This window comes from Melioribacter sp., assembly GCF_049325435.1.
GTDB classification, from domain to species: Bacteria; Bacteroidota; Ignavibacteria; order Ignavibacteriales; family Melioribacteraceae; genus Melioribacter; species Melioribacter roseus.
This window is the reverse complement of record NZ_JBMOLD010000001.1, coordinates 1-18032: the sequence shown is the minus strand read 5'-3', so window position 1 is coordinate 18032 and position 18032 is coordinate 1. Positions and strand designations below refer to the sequence as shown.

The 18032-nt window shown below is 40.6% G+C and carries 20 protein-coding genes; 15 read left to right on the top strand and 5 right to left on the bottom strand.

Annotated elements, in window-relative coordinates; all coding sequences use genetic code 11:
* The first annotated feature begins 26 nt into the window (after positions 1 to 26).
* From ACOYVE_RS00100 to ACOYVE_RS00090, 3 genes are all read left to right on the top strand, one after another.
* A complete protein-coding gene (locus tag ACOYVE_RS00100) occupies positions 27 to 302 on the top strand; it encodes a hypothetical protein (RefSeq protein ID WP_014856957.1) in 276 nt (91 codons plus the stop codon).
* Positions 303 to 347: 45 nt separating this feature from the next.
* Positions 348 to 1043 carry a LysM peptidoglycan-binding domain-containing protein gene (locus ACOYVE_RS00095; protein ID WP_014856958.1) on the top strand — a complete coding sequence of 232 codons (696 nt, stop codon included), beginning with the start codon at positions 348 to 350 and terminating at the stop codon, positions 1041 to 1043.
* Positions 1044 to 1276: 233 nt separating this feature from the next.
* A complete protein-coding gene (locus ACOYVE_RS00090) occupies positions 1277 to 2125 on the top strand; it encodes a PhoH family protein (RefSeq protein WP_014856959.1) in 849 nt (282 codons plus the stop codon).
* A 2-nt stretch (positions 2126 to 2127) separates the two neighbouring features.
* Here the strand turns inward: ACOYVE_RS00090 and mazG are convergent, their stop codons facing one another.
* A complete protein-coding gene (gene mazG, locus ACOYVE_RS00085) occupies positions 2128 to 2889 on the bottom strand; it encodes a nucleoside triphosphate pyrophosphohydrolase (protein ID WP_014856960.1) in 762 nt (253 codons plus the stop codon).
* Positions 2890 to 2986: 97 nt separating this feature from the next.
* Between mazG and ACOYVE_RS00080 the strand changes: the two genes are divergently transcribed.
* The 5 genes from ACOYVE_RS00080 (at position 2987) to argS (ending at position 6687) form a co-directional block, all read left to right on the top strand.
* The gene (locus ACOYVE_RS00080; protein ID WP_014856961.1) at positions 2987 to 3448 is read left to right on the top strand and encodes a RidA family protein; all 462 of its coding nucleotides are present in this window, start codon (positions 2987 to 2989) and stop codon (positions 3446 to 3448) included.
* Between the two features lie 97 nt (positions 3449 to 3545).
* Positions 3546 to 4016, top strand: a complete 471-nt coding sequence (locus ACOYVE_RS00075; RefSeq protein ID WP_014856962.1) for a hypothetical protein — start codon at positions 3546 to 3548, stop codon at positions 4014 to 4016.
* Between the two features lie 189 nt (positions 4017 to 4205).
* Positions 4206 to 4679: a LytR C-terminal domain-containing protein gene (locus ACOYVE_RS00070; RefSeq protein WP_014856963.1), complete on the top strand. Its 474-nt coding sequence runs from the start codon at positions 4206 to 4208 to the stop codon at positions 4677 to 4679.
* Between the two features lie 2 nt (positions 4680 to 4681).
* Positions 4682 to 5062: a ribosome silencing factor gene (rsfS, locus tag ACOYVE_RS00065; protein WP_014856964.1), complete on the top strand. Its 381-nt coding sequence runs from the start codon at positions 4682 to 4684 to the stop codon at positions 5060 to 5062.
* Entirely contained in the window at positions 5059 to 6687 is a 1629-nt protein-coding gene (gene argS / locus ACOYVE_RS00060) for an arginine--tRNA ligase (RefSeq protein ID WP_422880466.1), read from the top strand. Before rsfS ends, argS begins: the two co-directional genes overlap by 4 nt.
* Before the next feature lie 3 nt (positions 6688 to 6690).
* Here the strand turns inward: argS and ACOYVE_RS00055 are convergent, their stop codons facing one another.
* The 3 genes from ACOYVE_RS00055 to surE are packed head-to-tail and all read right to left on the bottom strand — an operon-like array spanning position 6691 to position 10245.
* Complete coding sequence (locus tag ACOYVE_RS00055) at positions 6691 to 7353, bottom strand: ComF family protein (protein WP_422880465.1); 663 nt, start codon at positions 7351 to 7353, stop codon at positions 6691 to 6693.
* A gap of 29 nt (positions 7354 to 7382) precedes the next feature.
* Positions 7383 to 9470 carry a CARDB domain-containing protein gene (locus ACOYVE_RS00050; RefSeq protein ID WP_014856968.1) on the bottom strand — a complete coding sequence of 696 codons (2088 nt, stop codon included), beginning with the start codon at positions 9468 to 9470 and terminating at the stop codon, positions 7383 to 7385.
* A 1-nt stretch (position 9471) separates the two neighbouring features.
* Positions 9472 to 10245, bottom strand: a complete 774-nt coding sequence (gene surE, locus ACOYVE_RS00045; protein WP_014856969.1) for a 5'/3'-nucleotidase SurE — start codon at positions 10243 to 10245, stop codon at positions 9472 to 9474.
* Between the two features lie 125 nt (positions 10246 to 10370).
* On the opposite strand from surE, the gene ACOYVE_RS00040 reads away from it, so the two are divergent.
* The 7 genes from ACOYVE_RS00040 to ACOYVE_RS00010 are packed head-to-tail and all read left to right on the top strand — an operon-like array spanning position 10371 to position 17285.
* Positions 10371 to 11219, top strand: a complete 849-nt coding sequence (locus ACOYVE_RS00040) for a hypothetical protein (protein WP_014856970.1) — start codon at positions 10371 to 10373, stop codon at positions 11217 to 11219.
* A 7-nt stretch (positions 11220 to 11226) separates the two neighbouring features.
* On the top strand, positions 11227 to 12423 hold the full coding sequence (gene xseA / locus ACOYVE_RS00035; protein WP_014856971.1) for an exodeoxyribonuclease VII large subunit: 1197 nt from the start codon (positions 11227 to 11229) through the stop codon (positions 12421 to 12423).
* The gene (xseB, locus tag ACOYVE_RS00030) at positions 12416 to 12637 is read left to right on the top strand and encodes an exodeoxyribonuclease VII small subunit (RefSeq protein WP_422880464.1); all 222 of its coding nucleotides are present in this window, start codon (positions 12416 to 12418) and stop codon (positions 12635 to 12637) included. The genes xseA and xseB overlap by 8 nt, the downstream gene beginning before the upstream one ends.
* Positions 12638 to 12646: 9 nt before the next feature.
* Positions 12647 to 14566 (top strand): 1-deoxy-D-xylulose-5-phosphate synthase, encoded by a 1920-nt coding sequence (gene dxs, locus ACOYVE_RS00025; RefSeq protein WP_014856973.1) that lies wholly within the window; start codon positions 12647 to 12649, stop codon positions 14564 to 14566.
* On the top strand, positions 14566 to 15564 hold the full coding sequence (locus ACOYVE_RS00020; protein WP_014856974.1) for a Gfo/Idh/MocA family protein: 999 nt from the start codon (positions 14566 to 14568) through the stop codon (positions 15562 to 15564). The genes dxs and ACOYVE_RS00020 overlap by 1 nt, the downstream gene beginning before the upstream one ends.
* 1 nt (position 15565) lies before the next feature.
* Positions 15566 to 16264 (top strand): response regulator transcription factor, encoded by a 699-nt coding sequence (locus ACOYVE_RS00015; protein WP_014856975.1) that lies wholly within the window; start codon positions 15566 to 15568, stop codon positions 16262 to 16264.
* Entirely contained in the window at positions 16251 to 17285 is a 1035-nt protein-coding gene (locus ACOYVE_RS00010) for a sensor histidine kinase (RefSeq protein WP_014856976.1), read from the top strand. Before ACOYVE_RS00015 ends, ACOYVE_RS00010 begins: the two co-directional genes overlap by 14 nt.
* A 10-nt stretch (positions 17286 to 17295) precedes the next feature.
* Here ACOYVE_RS00010 and ACOYVE_RS00005 read toward each other — a convergent pair whose 3' ends face one another.
* The gene (locus ACOYVE_RS00005) at positions 17296 to 17979 is read right to left on the bottom strand and encodes a hypothetical protein (protein ID WP_422880463.1); all 684 of its coding nucleotides are present in this window, start codon (positions 17977 to 17979) and stop codon (positions 17296 to 17298) included.
* Between the last annotated feature and the right edge of the window lie 53 nt (positions 17980 to 18032).

The following is an 18032-nucleotide window of genomic DNA, read 5'->3' as shown; positions in this document are numbered from 1 at the left end:
AACCAACAAATTGAGGAGTAAAGACTATGGTTAAAATCAAAAAAGCACTAAATGCAGGAATTATGGTAGTTCTGTTTGCGTCTTTAATGGGAATTACAGCCTGCAGCGGCGTATCCGAAGAACAGATGGCGGAACTCGAAGCGCTTCGTTCAGAAGTTAAAGCGCTCGAAAAAGAAGTTAATTCCCTGAAGAGCGAAAAAGCAGCGCTCGAAAAAGAAATTGCAGAAAAGAACGCAAAATTGGATGAATGCGCAAAAACAAAAGCCGAAACCAAAAAAAATCTTGAAAAACTCGGCATGTAATTTCTTTTTTAATCCAAAAGTTTAAAAATAAAATCGGAGGAATAGATGAAAATTCACAAAACTTTAATGGTAGTATTATCCGTATTACTCCTCTCTGCCACGGTTTTTGCGCAGGAAAAGGAAATGACAAAAGAGGAGTGGCAGAACGAAATTAATCGTCTGACCGAAAAGAAAGCCGCTCTTACCACTGAATTGAACGCTCTCAAACAAGAAGTAGCCGACTTGAAAGCTACAAGCGAAAAATTACAGAGTTACGACGACTGTATGAAGGAATTGTACGAAATGGTAGGCGCTACGAAAGCCGATGTCGACAATTTCGGTAAGCAAGTTGCCGCATTGGAAAAAAAGATCGACGCTAAGGAATCTCCAAAGGCAGATCGTCAGGCTGAATTGGACGCTCTCAAAAAGAACAAAATTTCCGCTTTGCCGCAATTCTTCGATAAAGTTCACAATCAATTGCAGCGCAAACTCGATGCCTGGGTAGAACCGCCGAAAGAAATTAACTATACTGTTGTTAAAGGCGACTGCCTCTGGAACATCGCCAAGAAAAAAGAACACTACGACAATCCTTTTGCTTGGCCGATGATTTACAAAGCCAACAGAGACCAGATCAAAAATCCCGATCTGATTTATCCGAAACAGGTCTTCAAGATTCCGAATTTGACCGAAGAAGAAAAAGCAAAATACGACAAGATCAGAAGAAATTACAAACCGGCTCCCCCGGCACAATCTGCTCAATAATCGGAGTCGTTAAGTATAAGTGAAGTTTGTTTGACTTTCATAAAGCCCTTTTCATTCTGAAATGAAGAGGGCTTTTTTTTATTTTTGAAGAAGGAGGCGACACTCTGAAAGAAAAAACAATAAAACTTGAAAACGTTGATCTGATATCCCTTTTCGGTTTTAACGATAAGAACATTAAGCCGATTGAAGCGCGGTTTTCCTCCGACATTATAGTCAGGGGCGACAATATTATATTGAAGGGCAACGACGAAGAAGTCAATACGATCGAAAGAATTGTAAAGGAAATGGTCTTTGTATTGAACACAACGGGCAGGCTTACCAGCGAAGACGTTGAAACCATAATCGACCTGACGCTCCAGGGCAAAGAAATAATCAACGACAATGAATACGATAACATTGTTCTCTATTCGAAAAAAGACGCCATCAAAGCTAAAACGCCGAACCAGATAAGTTACATGAAAGCCGTTAGGGAAAACGACATCTGTTTTGCAATCGGACCTGCGGGCACGGGCAAAACGTATCTCGCCGTAGCCTCGGCGGTGGCTTCTTTGAAAAAAGGGAGCGTGAAAAAAATTATATTGTCGCGTCCCGCGGTTGAAGCAGGCGAGAGTCTCGGATTTTTACCCGGCGACTTCCGAGAAAAAATCGATCCGTATCTTCGTCCCCTCTACGACGCTCTCGAGGATATGCTGCCAGCCGAACAACTCCGCAATTATATCGAAAGGGGAGTGATTGAAATAGTTCCGCTGGCATATATGAGAGGCAGAACTCTAAATAACGCCTATGTAATTCTGGACGAGGCCCAAAACGCAACAACCATGCAGATGAAAATGTTTTTGACCCGGCTCGGACCGAATTCCAAAGCAATTATTACGGGCGACATTACTCAAATCGATTTGCCGTCGTATTCTCAGAGCGGATTGGTGCAGGTGAAGGAAATATTAAAGAATGTGGACGGAGTGGCATTCGTGTATTTCGATAAAGCCGACGTTGTACGGCATAAACTCGTCAAAGACATTATCGACGCTTACGAAAAACATTACAGCGAAAATAACGGCAAAAGCAAAAAGAACGGAGAGTGACTCTACTCTTTGTTTTTACTCTCTTCCCAGAATCGATCCATCTCTTTTAAGTCGGAATCGGTTATCGGCTTCCCGGATTCTTTAATTTTCCGTTCGACGTAATTGAATCTTTTTATAAACTTCTCGTTTGTTATTCTGAGGGCGTTTTCAGGATTTACTCCCAAAAATCGGGCGTAGTTTGTTATTGCAAAAAGCAAATCCCCGAGTTCTTCTTCGGTTTTTTTAATATCGCCCGTCTTTTCGGATTCTCTTAGTTCTTCGATTTCTTCCAGAACTTTTTTCCATACATCTTCTTTATTGTCCCAGTCGAAACCTACTTTTGAGGCTTTTTCCTGTAAACGGTAGGCTCTTGCCAGACCGGGCAAGTTTTTAGGCACGCCTTGCAATACCGATTCTCTTCCTTCGGAGAGCTTTATCTCTTCCCAATTTTTTACTACTTCGTCTGTCCCGTTAACTTTTACCTCTCCGAAAACGTGGGGGTGCCGCCTGATAAGTTTTTCCGTTATAGTGTCGATTACGTCGTTTATATCGAATTTGCCGTTCTCTTCGGCGATAGCCGAATGGAATAAAATGTGAAGCAGCAGATCGCCCAGTTCGGATTTCATTTCCTCGTAATTTTTTTCGTCTATTGCTTCGACCAATTCGTATGTTTCTTCTATGGTTGCGCCTTTGATTGAATCGTGGGTTTGTTCTCTGTCCCACGGACATTCTTTACGCAGGCGTTTCATGATTTCGTAGAGTTTTTCGAACTTGGAATTTGTCATCATACTTCCTTCAATTTGATTACGCAAAAATAAATTGAAATGTCGACGTTACCAAAAAATATCTAATATTCGTATATTTGGTAAAAAAGAGGAAGAAATGATAGAAGAAAAAATTAAAGAACTTACAGGATACGAATTGCCTGCCGCCGCAAAACCTCTTGCGGCTTATGTGCCGGCTCGGATAGCGGGCAACATGATTTTTACGGCGGGACAGCTTCCGACGATCGACGGAAAATTAATAGCGGAAGGTAAAGTAGACGCGGAGGTAACTGTTGAAAAGGCTGCCGAGTGCGCTCGAATTGCAGCGTTGAATTGTCTTAGCGTAATTAAAGCCGAAATCGGAAGTTTGGAGAAAATCAAAAAGATAGTCAAACTTACGGTGTTTGTTAATTCCTCCGATAATTTTACCGGGCAACCGAAAGTGGCAAACGGAGCGTCGGATTTTTTAATTAATTTGTTCGGCGATAAAGGCAAACATGCTCGCAGCGCAGTCGGCGTCAACGAATTGCCGATCAATGCGCCGGTGGAAATCGAAATGATAGCGGAAATTTCCGAATAATTGACTTGACAATTGAGATAACTAATCTTAATATTACATCGAAAATTGAAACCAAATTGAATGCCGTGATGTCTAACATTCAAAAATCGGAGCGGAAATGAGAAAATCGGTAGTAATCTTAATGATTTTTGCTGCTTCCACGTTATTCGGGCAGTTCAAGGATCAGCCTGCGCCCGACATTAAAAGCGGCATTTTGAATAACTCGCAATCGAATATATTCGGCTTCTTTAATCCGAACAATTTTAAAATGAATCATACTATCGATGTTTCATTCAGCTCTTTCGGTTCGGCGGGCAATCTTGCGCTTACCACTTATACAAACAGCATGTTTTACAAATTCAACGATAAATTGAATGTCTCTGCGGATATAAGCATTGTCAATTCGCCTTATAACACATTCGGTTCGGGTTTTACGCAAAACATCAACGGAATATATTTGAGCAGGGCTCAACTTACATACAGACCTACCGAAAATATGTCGGTTATCTTTCAGTATCGTAATGTACCGTATTCGTACTATTCGCCTTTCGGGAATTATTATTCGCCGTTTTATTATTACGGTTACTGATAAATTATTATACTGCGCAGAAGCATAAAACCAAGTCGTTCCGTAACGCGGAGGAAGATGATTCCGCACAAAATTTCGAGTTCCATTTCGTATTAATTATTTACTCAAAGAAATAGTTGATGATTTTTATTATTTTTCGTTTTAAGTAAATATTCTTAAAGCAGTAAAAAAATTATAAAGAATAATAAATTGCCGGATAAAAAAGAAAATACGGTATCTTCGGTAAAGAATTTGTTTTTGAATATAGCAAACTTTCTATTGATTGCCGTAATCATATTGATGATTTATTCGATTTACGTGAAGATTCATAATGGCGGGAACGGATATAATTCGAACGCGGTTTTAGGCGAGCCTTCCGAAATAATTCAGGTGGAAGTGCTCAACGGATGCGGCATATCGGGAGTAGGCGAAAGGTTTACCGATTATCTCAGGAATAACGGTTTCGACGTTGTCAACGTGGATAATTATATTCGTTTCGACATTGACGAGACAATAGTTATCGACCGGATCGGAAATAAAGCCAATGCTTTGAAAGTAGCCGACGCCCTAGGAGTTAAAAAGGGAAATATTATACAGCAGCTCAACGAAGATTATTTTCTCGATGTGTCGATAATTATCGGGCGCGATTATTACTCATTAAAACCAACAGAAACAAAGAGGTAAAAGTGAATTCACTTACATTTTCGAAAAAGATTGCTTCCATTATAGAATCGAAAAAAGGTTACGACATTAAAATTCTCGACCTGAGAAAATTATCGGGAATAGCCGATTTCTTCGTTATCTGCTCTGCCGAAGCCGATAAGCAGGTTAAAGCCATAGCCGATGAAATCGACAAAAAACTTTCCGAACAGGGCATTAAATGTTTGCACAGGGAAGGATACGAAACCTTGAGGTGGGTTATACTCGACTATTTTGACGTAATAGTTCACGTTTTCAAATACGACGTGCGCGATTATTACGGGCTCGAAAAATTGTGGGGAGACGCTCCTGCGATTATCCCGGAATCGAAAGCATCCGCTACAAAAGTTAAGGAGAAGAAAAATTGAGAAACTACCTTTATTCGTTATTCGACAAAGCCGCTCGAAAACTCGATTATCTTAAAGACGTAAATATAATTTTTACCGTTCCTCAGCAGGAGAGTCACGGCGATTTTTCGACGAATATAGCGATGCTCCTTTCCAGAAAACTTAAAAAAAATCCAAGGGAAATCGCCTCCGAAATTTTATCCGCGCTGGAAATCGATACGGGTATACTTGAAAAGACTGAAATTGCGGGAGCCGGTTTTATCAATTTCTTCTTTACAAAGAATTATGTAAGTAACCTTGCAAAAACTATCATCGACGCCGGAGAGACCTACGGCAGGTCGGATAAACATAAAGGCAAAAGGGCGCAAGTCGAATTCGTATCGGCAAATCCGACGGGACCTTTGACCGTTGGGCACGGACGGAATGCGGTTACTGGCGATACGGTTGCAAATCTGTTGAGCGCAGTCGGTTATGAAGTCGACAGGGAGTATTATTTCAACAACGCCGGCAGACAAATGCGCGTGCTCGGCGATTCGGTGCGTCTGCGCTATCTTGAGTTGCTCGGTGAGAATATTGATTTCCCGGAAGAATATTATCAGGGCGAGTACATTAAAGATATCGCCCGAAAACTATTTGACGAGTACGGCGACAAACTGAAAGAGGAAAGCGCCGACGGTATTTTCAAAGAAAGAGCTGAAAAAGAAATTTTTGTGGAAATTAATCAAACCCTTAAACGCCTCGATATCGTCTTTGACAATTACTTCAACGAGCACAGTCTTTATGAAGAAGGCAGAATTAAGAATTTGTTGGAGCTATTCAAACAAAAAAATCTCTCGTACGAAAAAGACGGCGCAGTCTGGCTCAAATTTTCAGAACTGGGCAACGAGCAGGACAAAGTGATAGTCAAATCGTCAGGCGAACCTACATACAGACTTCCGGACATTGCGTATCATATAACGAAATTCGAACGCGGTTACGATTTGATTGTGGATTTGTTCGGCTCCGACCACAATGCCACATATCCGGACGTAATGGCGGCGCTTAAAGCTTTGGGATACGATACGGACAAAGTGAAAGTTTTGATTCATCAGTTCGTTACGATTATGCAGGGCGGCGAAATTGTTAAAATGTCCACGCGTAAAGCTAATTATATAACTCTCGATGAATTGATTGACGAAGTCGGCGCGGATGTAGTAAGATACTTTTTTAACATGAGAAGTATAACGAGCCACTTGAATTTCGATATTGACCTTGCCAAAAAGCAATCGGACGAAAATCCCGTTTTTTATCTCCAGTATGCCCACGCCCGTATATCTTCAATTCTGAGGATGACTAAAGAAGAAGGGCTCGAAATGTCGACGGAAAATCTGCATCTGCTAGAAACCGACGAAGAACAACGCCTGCTCAAAAAATTGTATCAGTATCCGGACGAAGTGACGCTGAGCGCGGAAAATTATGAGCCGCACAGAATCTGCGTTTATCTGGAAGAACTTGCGGCGCTCTTTCATAAATTCTATACTGTATGCAGGGTTATCGGAAGTCCGAAAGATTTAGCCGAAGCGCGAATTGCTTTGATAGTGGCGACAAAAACAGTTCTCAAAAACGGATTGTCCTTGCTCGGCGTATCGGCGCCCGACAGAATGTAAGCGTTATACGGCAATTGCAACCGAAGCGGCAAATATTTTAGCGGCTCCCGCTTCGAGTAGAACTGTAGCGCACTCGTTGACCGTTGAACCTGTTGTAATTACGTCGTCAACGAGTAGTATTTTTTTACCGTCGAGTTTCTTATAACGTTTTTTTTCAAATGCGCCTTGTACATTCAGTATCCGTTCGGAAAGCGTTAAATCTGTTTGCGATTGCGTATATCTATTTCGCTTTATTGCTCCGGTTATTTTTATATCCGTTATTTTGTTTATTCCTTTCGCTATAAAGTATGATTGGTTATATCCGCGCTCGGCTTTTTTTGTATGATAGAGCGGCACCGGTACGATGACCTCGATATTCCATTCATTGAGAAATACATTTTTGTGTTCTTTCCCTAATAGCTTACCGAGATAAATTCCGATTCTGAAATTTCCGTTGTATTTCAAATTATGAATCAAGGATTGAACGGGCATTTCTTTTTCAAAAAGAAAAAGAGTTCTGCAATCGCTTAACGACCTGATTCTGCTTAAATTTAACTGAGGTTTTTCAATTCTGCGTAAAGAATCCGAGCATCTTTTACAAAGATACTTTTCGTCGGCGTTTAGTTTAATATTGCAGTGTAAACAAAATCGGGGGAGCAGAAAATCGATATAATTTATAAGTTCCAATTTGCCCTCTTTTAATTCGGCAAATTATACTATAACATACCGATTCTTTTTCGTAAAAACCATTCGATCGTAAACAAAAATATCAGCAATAAAGCGATTACGTAGTGCGATTTTAAGTCAAACGTCTCCGTGAGAAGTTCTTCGCTTTTACGGCTTTCAATTAATTTCCCGAGTTTGTCCGACAATTCCGAAATATTCTCGGCGGAATAATATTTGCCTCCGGAATTGTAAGCGATTCTTTTGAGCAACTCTGTGTTCATCCGGGTCGATATCTTTTCCGGATTGGCATTTACTACGGAAAAACGTCCTGAGTCGGATAAAATAATATTGCCATACGCCGCAAGAGCCGAAAAACTGTAATCTCCGGCATGAAGCCCAGAAATCTTTGTAGAGTAAATACCGTTTTGAATTGGAAGAAATTGAAGCTCCGTTTTCAATTCGCCCGATTTTATTTCCATTTTAATATTTGCGTTATTAACAGGGATAAATGTCGGATCGTATAATTCTGCAATGAATTCAACCTCTTCGACCGAGGAGAACAAATCTTTTTGCGGCATTACTCTGAAATGCTTTTTCGAATTGTTCGCCGTCAACCATTTGACAAGTTTATTAAAAAATCCGGGCAATACAATATTGGAACGTTCCGCTGTCGTGAGATGCCATCTCCATATTCCTTCTGCAAGAAAGACAGCGGATCTGACGCCCGCTGTTGAACGGGTAATAAATAACGGGCGAGAATTGTTGTTGAGCGAATACGACAGGTGCGTTTCCGTATCGGGCGAAAACCGATAGATGTTTCCGTTTGTAATCAACGGCGGTAAAGATTGTAGCTCGTTGTCGTGGAAGAAAAACGAATTGTTGTTTAATGCGTTTATCTCAAGTTTCTCGGGATTTATTTTCTCCGCGCTTAACGGAATTATATCCGAATACTTGTTAATTATCGAAAGGTCGGTTTTCGTAGTAACGAATTGCAAAAAGGGTATATTCTTTCTCATTATCGTTTCGTATATCAGTCTTACGGATTTTTCAGGCGTAGATTTCAGCGGAAAGTCAACTAAAATGAAAAGTTCGCTGCTGTCGATTTTGGAAAGATTCTCCGAACCGTAAACTTTTTGCGGGGAGACATAAACAATTTTTTTAATATCGAAATTTTCGTTGCCCTTCAGAACAAGATTTAATATAGTAAAATCGGGCGAGGGTTTGCCGGCAATTAAAAAAATCCTCGTCTTATTCTTAAGAACGTCAATGAACTCGGTTTTCGTATTGTTGTTTTTATTGAACTCGTCTTCTTCCGGCGGTACGTTTACCGTAATTTTATGTTTGCCCGGATTGGCGGGCGTGAAAGCGAATTTAACTCTGTTGATTCCGGAATTATCCAATTCGATTTGTTTACGGGTCAGTAAAACATTGTCGAGATAAAACTCGATTGTTTTATGTATGCCGGCGGTATTATTATTTCTGACCGTTACTTCGGCTTCGGTTTCGTTGCCGGCATAAATAATATTGTTGTTATAAATGTTTTCGATATAAATATCCGGATGCGATACGGAGTCGCCTATGCCGACGGTAAAAATGGGAACCGCTTCGGATTTTATATTGTCATTGCCTGCGGTAATTATTCCGTCGCTTATAATAACTAAAGCCGCTGTCGAATCGATATCGAGGTTTGAAGTTATCGGGGTGAAATCGGTTGAATATTCCGAAAAGTCTATATCATCGAGTGAATCGGCGCTCAACGGTTTTGTTTTTTCTCCAAATGTAAAAAGCCGCGCCGAGGCGCCGAATCGATCCTGTATTTTTTCTACTATCTCACGGACTTTTTTTACGTTAAGAGCGCTGTCTGGCATCGTCATCGAGTTGGAATTATCGACGAATACTTTAATTGCCGGTTTATTTATTTTTTGATACGTAACTTTTATTGCCGGGTCAATTAAGAGAAGAATGAGTAATGTAAAAATCAGACTTCTCACAGAAGCCAGAAAATATCTTATAAGTTTACCCGTCGGAGGTAGCGTGTATTTGTACGTATAAAATGCAAAAAGTATCGACAGTATTAGCGCAGTCAGAACAAGGAAGGGCTCGAAGTCGAATGCGATGTCGATGCTTTTTAAATTCATATCAGTTGTCGGTCGATAGGTTTTCGATATTCCAGTTTTTCATGTCTTCGAATGTGTCGTAATCGGTCAGATCAAAATGAATCGGAGTAACAGCAACATAGTTATTCCGAATTGCAAATTGGTCTGTTTCCAGATCTGTGTCGGCTTCTATTAATTTTCCCGTAAGCCAGAAATATTTTTTGCCGTAGGGGTCGATTCTTTCCTCGTATATATCGTCCCATTTGGATTTCCCTTGCCGGGTAAGTTTCATACCTTTTATTTCTTTTTCAGGCAAGTCAGGCACGTTTACATTCAAGAGCGTTCCGGCGGGCAATCCGTTTTTTACTACTGTTTGAGCTAACAATGAAGCGATTTTGGCGGCATAAGAAAAATCGGTCGCTTCGTGACTTGTTACAGAAATTGCAATCGCAGGCACATCCATTATTGCCGCTTCTCTTGCCGCTGAAACAGTTCCCGAGTATATTATGTTGATTGCCGTATTCGATCCGTGATTGATACCGGATATAACAATATCCGGCTTGGTCTTCATTATATTCCGGATACCCATTTTGATACAGTCTGCAGGCGTGCCTTCGACGGCATAGCCGAAAAAATCGCCGTTCTTATAATATTCGGTTACGCGTAGAGGAATTTTCATCGTAATTGCATGTCCTACAGCGCTCTGTTCGGTTCTCGGGGCTACTACCGTTACATCGCCGATTTTTTTTAACTCTTCAGCCAGAGCGGCAATTCCCGCCGAGTCGATGCCGTCGTCGTTCGATACCAGTATTTTCATTTTTTATATCCGTGTTTTTTTATTCCAATCCTAAATATAGCTATTTTTTCACAGTAGTATCCGGACGGATTGCCAAAAAGTTATTTCAAAAAAGTGTATTTTTAACGGACAATTTTTTTGGGGATATGAATAAGTATCTGATTACTTTATTTATAGTTTTATATGTATTTCCATCTTCGGGAGCTTTGTTTGCTCAGGGCGAAGAAGATATCGAAATTTACATAATCGATTCTTACATCACGCCGGAAGCCCCTTATGTTTTTAACCTGACTTTTTTTACAACCGACAGCGTAGAATCGAAAATAATTATTGAAAATTCGGCAGAGTTTATTATTTCGGAAAAACCGGAGGTAGATCATAAATTCGAAAAAGATGTATCCGAACTAAAAACTAACGGCAAATACCTCCGCTACAAAATTGAAATAACCGACAGAAACGGGAAGAAAATTCGGAGCCAACAATACGAAGTTGAATTTCCGAATAATCTTATAATGAAAGACCGTAATCTCAATCTGTTGCAGGTTTGTTGTTTCGGGGGCGTAATATTCGGATTGCCTTCGCCGGTTTATATGAGATATGACGGAAAGGATTATTTCGGGCTGTCAAAAGAGATTCCGCTCTTTTCATTTTACTCGGGAGGATACAATTATCCGGTCGGTTTTGTAGGCGTAGAGTATACGTACGTCTTTAACAAAGACAACCCGGATCTAAGCCGGGATTTCATCCGGGTGGGATATAAACAGATTATACAGGCGCCGGCAATCGAGTATATCTCTTTAGGTATCTCTTATTTTAATGATTTCAAAGGAACATACGGTTACAGTCCGGAATTGTCTCTCGGATTGTTCAAAATCGAAAACGTCTTTACTTTTTATGCAAGATACCGTTATACAAATGGAATTTCCGGAGGAAATTATTGTTTAAATGAATATTCGGTAGGAATTTACTCGAACTTTTTTTCAATTAATTTTTAAGATGAAGATGCAGGACGGCGAATTGAATTTAGATAATATATTGACTGTCAGCGAAATTACCGGTCAGATAAAAAGTCTTCTCGAAGAAAATTTCGCAGAAATTTCCGTAGTCGGTGAAATATCAAATTTCAAGGCTCACGTATCGGGACATTGGTATTTTACGCTTAAAGACGCAAATGCGCAGATAAGTTGCACCATGTGGCGGGGCGTCAACAGTTTCGTCTTTTTTTCTCCGGAAGACGGTATGAAAGTTATAGTAAAAGGACGATTGACGGTATATCCTCCGCGCGGAAATTATCAAATAGACGTTCGTTCAATGAAGCCTGCCGGCGTAGGGGAACTTCAAGCTGCTTTCGAAAAATTGAAACAAAAGCTCGCTGCGGAAGGACTTTTCGATGAGGAATACAAAAAGCCGATTCCGCAATTCCCGGAAAAGATAGGAATAGTAACGGCAATCGACGGAGCGGCATTCAAGGACATGCAAAGCGTCGCCAAACGGCGTTATCCGGCGGTTGAACTTGTAATCGCTCCATGCAGAGTGCAGGGACCCGGCTCTGCCGAAGAAATTGTCGAAAGCATTAAACTTCTTAATCAACGAGACGATATCGACGTTATTATTGTGGGACGGGGAGGCGGTTCGCTCGAAGATTTATGGGCTTTCAACGAAGAAATTGTAGCCCGGGCTATTTTCGAATCCCGTATACCGGTCATTAGCGCCGTGGGGCACGAAATCGACTTTACAATTTCCGATTTTGTCGCAGACCTCCGGGCTCCTACTCCTTCGGCTGCAATGGAACTGGCTACGCCGGATATTAACGAAATCTTTGCCTTTATTGACGATTTTTCCTATAATTTTACGGATAAAATATTCTCACTTGTTTCTGATTATAAAGAAACCGTGGAATCGTTTTTATCGTCGTACGGATTTAAACTCCCGATCGATAATATCAGAACAAAGGAACAATACCTCGATAATTTATTCTACAGATTTCAGAACAATTTCGATAACATATTTCAAAACTCGAAAAATCGTCTGGAACTGTTAAAAGTAAAATTGGAAAAATTCGATACGAATCGTATACTCGAAAGGGGATTTACGCTCGTCAAACAAAACGACCGCGTTATAACGCGATTGAAAAATTTAGACAAAAAAGAAAAATTCAATTTAATTTTTTATGACGGAGAGACAATAATAAATGGGTAAAAAGAAAGAAAAAAAATTCGAAGAAATGTTGGCGCGTCTGGAGGAAATTTCCGGTAAACTCGAAGACGGTAGCCTTCAACTCGACGAATCGATCCGGCTCTATGAAGAGGGAATGGAACTTGCAAAAGCATGCTACCACGTTCTGAAAACCGCGGAACTGAAAATAACGGAGATAAAAAAGAAATTCGAAGAAGAAATTAACAAGGACTCATAAAGGAATAAAATGCCAAATAAGAACGACTACAAACTGCTATTCGATATTAATTCCCCTGACGACATAAAAAAGTTGGAAGGGCAGGATCTTAAACAGCTTTGTTCGGAAATCCGTCAATATATGGTTGACGTAATTTCACAAATCGGAGGCCATTTCGGGGGCGGGCTCGGCACGGTTGAACTAACCGTCGCTCTGCATAAAGTCTTTAATACGCCTTATGATCAAATTGTTTGGGATACGGGACATCAAGCATACCCTCATAAAATTGTTACGGGCAGAAGGGACGCTTTGAAGACCATACGACAATTCAAAGGTATCAGCGGATTTTTGAAAAGAAGCGAAAGTCCGTATGATTCGTTCGGAGCCGGACATGCTTCTACGTCGATTTCCGCCGCGCTCGGTATGGCTGTTGCCAGCGATATTCTGAAAGAAAATCGAAAAGTAGTTGCAGTCATAGGCGACGGCGCAATGACGGGCGGTATGGCATACGAAGCGATGAATAATTCCGGACTGTTGAAAAAAAATCTGATCGTCGTCCTAAACGACAATCAAATGTCGATTGCGCCCAATGTATGGCAAATCTCGAAGTATTTCAACGAAATGATTTCTCATCCTGAATATAACAGGTTCAAGGGCGCTATATGGGACTTAACCGGCAAGCTCGATTATTTCGGAGACAGACTCAGAAAAGTTGCAGCTCGTATCGAACAGGGCATTAAAGCCATTCTTACTCCTGGAATGCTGTTCGAAGCCCTCGGTTTCAGGTATTTCGGACCCATTAACGGTCATAATATTACTCAACTGGTTAGGCTGTTCGAGCACGTTAAAGACTTAAACGGACCGATACTTGTGCATGTGTTGACAGAGAAAGGGAAAGGTTACAAACCGGCGGAAAATCATTCGCAGCGATTACATGCGGCAACGCCGTTCGACAAATTAACCGGTGTGTCGTTGAAAAAAGGAACATCCCTGCCTTCGTATACTTCCGTATTCGGAAACGCGCTTGTCGAAATTGCCAAAAGCAACGATAAAGTTGTCGGCATTACGGCGGCAATGCCCGACGGCACCGGACTCGATAAACTCCAGGCGGAAATACCCGAAAGGTATTACGACGTCGGTATTGCAGAGGAACATGCCGTTACGTTTGCGGCGGGATTGGCAACGCGGGGAATTATTCCTGTAGTGGCAATTTATTCTACTTTTTTGCAAAGGGCATTCGATCAGATAATTCACGACGTTGCATTACAAGATCTGCACGTTGTTTTTGCGCTCGACAGAGCGGGTTTGGTCGGCGCCGACGGTCCGACTCACCACGGAACGTTCGATTTATCTTATTTGAGAATGATTCCTAATATTGTAATAATGGCGCCGAAAGACGAAGCCGAATTGAGAAATATGCTCTATACGGCGGTTAATTATAAAAAGGGTCCCATAGCGCTCAGATATCCCAGAGGAAATGCGCTAGGCGTGGAACTCAAAGAAGGCTTCGAGGAAATTGAAATCGGCAAATCCGAAAGAATCAAGTCCGGTAATGATTTGGCGCTCCTTGCCGTCGGATCGATGGTGGACTACGCCTCGAAGGCGGCAAATATACTTGCGCGGCAAGGCATCGAGGCTGAAATAGTAAATATGCGTTTTATTAAACCGCTCGACGAAGAAATGCTTCTTGAAGTTGCGGCAAAGTTCGATAAAATAGTTACGCTCGAGGAAAACAGCCTGGTAGGCGGATTCGGCTCGGGAGTTATCGAATTTTATAACGACCGTCATGTTAAAGTAGACGTTTTGAGGGTAGGTCTTCCCGATGAATTCGTTGAACACGGCTCTCAAAAAGAACTTCATCAAATGCTCGGAATCGATCCGGAAGGCATAGCGCAAAAGGTCGCGGCTTTTCTGAAAAATAAAAATTACAAAAACGGTGTAGTCGCCTGATGGATAAAACAAGAATAGCTATAATCGGATTGGGTTCGATTGCCCAACTTGTTCACCTGCCAGTTATCACAAAATTGAGTAATGTTGAACTCAAAGCAGTTTGCGAGGTCAATAAAAACCGTTTAAGGACAATCGGAGATAAAATTCCCGCGTCTAAACGCTATACCGATTACCGTGAGATGATATCCCAGGAAGAGCTCGATGCGGTTGTCATTACCACTCCGACCGATACTCATAAACAGATAGCTGTGGATTGTTTGAACGCGGGATTAGACCTGCTGATTGAAAAACCGGTTGCTCTCAATTACAAAGAAGCTCAGGAAATCGACAGAGCCGCTCAAAAAAACAAAAAACTCGCTATGGTTGGAATGAATTTGCGTTTCAGACCCGATTCGATGCTGATGAAAAGTATTATTAACAGCGGCGAACTTGGCGATATATTTTATATAAAATGCGGTTGGCTCAGAAAGAAGAGCAGCGCTCAAAAGTGGTTCATGGACAAAAAGAAATCGGGCGGAGGCGTTGTTATCGACCTCGGAATATTATTGCTTGATCTGGCTGTCTGGATGTTCGGAGAGGATAAAATCGAAAGCTCCGCTGTTCATAAATTCAACACAAAATATGAGGATGTGGAAGACTCGGCTGTTGGGATTGTGAGACTCGATCCTAATAAAGCGATTAACTTTGAAGTAAGCTGGGAGCTCTATTCGGATACCGACAGTTTTAATTTTATAATACACGGCACAAAAGGAGCCGCTCAATTAAACCCGTTGAAAGTATTCAGGAAAATAGAATCGACTTATTTCGATTACAGTCTTTCCAAATCGAGCGTTTCGAATTTATACCGTAAGTCGTATGAAAACGAGATTAAGCATTTTATTGCTTCGTTGAGAGGCGAAGTGCCGCCCGTATCGACTTCCGAAGAAGCTGTCGTAAGAATGAAATTGCTCGATACAATCTATAAATCGGCCGATCTGAAAAAGGAAATAAAATTTTAAGATGAACGAAAAAATATTACTTGTCGACGACGAAAAGGACATAATAGAATTTCTTAAGTACAATCTCGAAAATGAAGGCTTCGAAGTTATCGCCGCTTTTAACGGTCAGGAAGCGATCGAAAAGCTCGAGAATAATCCTGACCTGATCATCCTCGACGTTATGATGCCCAAAATGGACGGCTACGAAACGTGCAAACAGATAAGAAAGAGGGAAGAGTTTAAGAACACGCCGGTAATTTTTCTAACGGCAAAGTCATCCGAAATCGACGAAGTATACGGTTTGAATATCGGAGCGGACGATTTTATTCAGAAACCGATATCGCCCAAGAAACTGATAGCGCGCGTCAAATCGAATCTTCGTAAAGTCGAACAATTGAAACAGAGCGAAGAAGAAGTTAAAGAAATAAATGCCGGGCCACTCTTGATTAACAGAACAAAATACACGGTGACGGTGGATAAAAGGGAGGTGGTTTTCCCGAAAAAGGAATTCGAGATACTTGCATATCTTGCTTCAAAACCAGGCAAAGTCTTCGAAAGAGAAAGAATTCTGCGCGATATATGGGGCGGCGACGTTTATGTGGTTGAAAGAACAATCGACGTTCACGTCAGAAAAATCAGAGAAAAGCTGGGCGAATACTCGTATCTGATCGAAACTATCAAGGGGGTGGGCTATCGTTTCAAGGACATTGAAAAATATTGATGAAAATCTGCGCTTCGGAAGGAATTACGCGCTGCCGCTCTTCATCTACAATTCCGCTTTTTTTTTGCTGTTGTATCTGATTGCCGGTCACTCCCCGGAAATTCTCTTTACAATTTTTTTGTTCATTCTGATTACATATTTCGGATTGTTGAATTACCTCGGGCTGAAAAGGAAAAAAGAAGTCAATTCTATTACCGAAACTATTCGTAAAATCAGAAACAATCAACTGGTGGATCATTACGACATTCAACTGAGCGGCGGATTGCGAATACTCGAAGAAGAAATCCGCGAGATGTATCGCCGCAACAAGGAAGTAATCGAAAATCTGAAGAAAATGGAAAAGGTCAGGACGGAATTTTTGGGCAACGTTTCGCACGAATTGAGAACGCCCATATTTGCAATCCAGGGATTTATAGAGACGCTACTCGACGGCGCCGTTAACGACCCGAATGTAAATATTGCATTCCTTCAAAAAGCAAATCAGCATTTGAATAATTTGAATAATCTGTTAAACGATTTGATCGATATCTCGATGATTGAATCCGGACAGATGAAAATGAATCTCCGTTATTTCGACTTGGAACCGATTCTCCGGAATTTAATTACGGAATTTAAGCCGTATGCGGAAAACAAGAATTTGAATCTGGAAATTAAACTGAGCAAGCCGGCTCCTGAAGTGTACGGCGACAAGGAAAAAATTCGGCAAGTGTTATCGAACCTAATCGTCAATGCAATAAAATATACCGAACAGGGTAAAGTAGAGGTGGGATTACAGGATTACGAAAAAGAGGCTCGAATTTATGTGCGGGATACGGGTATCGGTATAAGTCCCGAAGACCAGCGCCGTATATTCGAGCGGTTTTACAGAGTTGATAAAAACCGTTCAAGGGAATTGGGCGGCACCGGGCTCGGATTGGCAATTGTAAAACATATAATTGAAGCGCATAATTCGAGAATGGAACTTATCAGTAAGCCGGGCGAGGGGAGCGAATTTGCATTCAGATTGAAGAAATTTAAATAATTATTATAATTTATAATTTATTAAAATATATTATACTGGTTCTAAAAGCAGTTAACTCAACCCCTTCTACTTTTAATACCATTTCGAAATGTTTTAAACTATCAACATTAGTAACCGTTGATACTTTTCTAATTTTTTGTTCAATATTTTTATCTAAAGCCGTTCTAATTGATTCCATAATGCCAACTTCGCTAAAACCAGAAAGTATTAAAATACTATTATTCTTATAACTTTGAATTTTTAATATAAGTCCAAAATCATTTTGGTATCTGCCTGCCTGCCAAGATAGACTATAGGTGTTCTTAATTTTTTCGTTCCCATCGACTATACTTATTGTATATGGGGATATATGATAGCGTACATTTGTTCTCATCAGTAATGTATCAATCTTGTACAAGTTTTTTACAGTACCAATAAAAATAATATTCCCATTTTCAAAATCTTTCCATTGTAATTCCGATGCCAATTTAATAAATATTTTTTGGGGGTGTAATGTATTTATTATCTCATATAAACCATATACGGAGCTGGGTCTTAGATAAGTAATATTTGCCTTGTCATATTTATCAGTAAAATGTGGATCTTCTGTAGCATATTTTTCGTAGTCTTTATCGCTGTTTAGGTGTAAATTCATTTTTAGTTGAAAATAAAAAAGAGAGACTCCTGAAAAATTAGTAATTTTTGGTTTAGGCAACTAAAAAAACTAAAAGGAGTCTCTTATGCAAAATACAAATAATAGGAACAAAA

Coding starts and splice junctions, on each gene's coding strand:
- ACOYVE_RS00100 (WP_014856957.1), top strand. CDS start 27: ATGGTTAAAATCAAAAAAGCACTAAATGCAGGAATTATGGTAGTTCTG.
- ACOYVE_RS00040 (WP_014856970.1), top strand. CDS start 10,371: ATGAATAAGTATCTGATTACTTTATTTATAGTTTTATATGTATTTCCA.
- dxs (WP_014856973.1), top strand. CDS start 12,647: ATGCCAAATAAGAACGACTACAAACTGCTATTCGATATTAATTCCCCT.
- ACOYVE_RS00075 (WP_014856962.1), top strand. CDS start 3,546: ATGAGAAAATCGGTAGTAATCTTAATGATTTTTGCTGCTTCCACGTTA.
- ACOYVE_RS00050 (WP_014856968.1), bottom strand. CDS start 9,470: ATGAATTTAAAAAGCATCGACATCGCATTCGACTTCGAGCCCTTCCTT.
- xseB (WP_422880464.1), top strand. CDS start 12,416: ATGGGTAAAAAGAAAGAAAAAAAATTCGAAGAAATGTTGGCGCGTCTG.
- ACOYVE_RS00020 (WP_014856974.1), top strand. CDS start 14,566: ATGGATAAAACAAGAATAGCTATAATCGGATTGGGTTCGATTGCCCAA.
- surE (WP_014856969.1), bottom strand. CDS start 10,245: ATGAAAATACTGGTATCGAACGACGACGGCATCGACTCGGCGGGAATT.
- xseA (WP_014856971.1), top strand. CDS start 11,227: ATGCAGGACGGCGAATTGAATTTAGATAATATATTGACTGTCAGCGAA.
- ACOYVE_RS00080 (WP_014856961.1), top strand. CDS start 2,987: ATGATAGAAGAAAAAATTAAAGAACTTACAGGATACGAATTGCCTGCC.
- ACOYVE_RS00095 (WP_014856958.1), top strand. CDS start 348: ATGAAAATTCACAAAACTTTAATGGTAGTATTATCCGTATTACTCCTC.
- mazG (WP_014856960.1), bottom strand. CDS start 2,889: ATGACAAATTCCAAGTTCGAAAAACTCTACGAAATCATGAAACGCCTG.
- ACOYVE_RS00015 (WP_014856975.1), top strand. CDS start 15,566: ATGAACGAAAAAATATTACTTGTCGACGACGAAAAGGACATAATAGAA.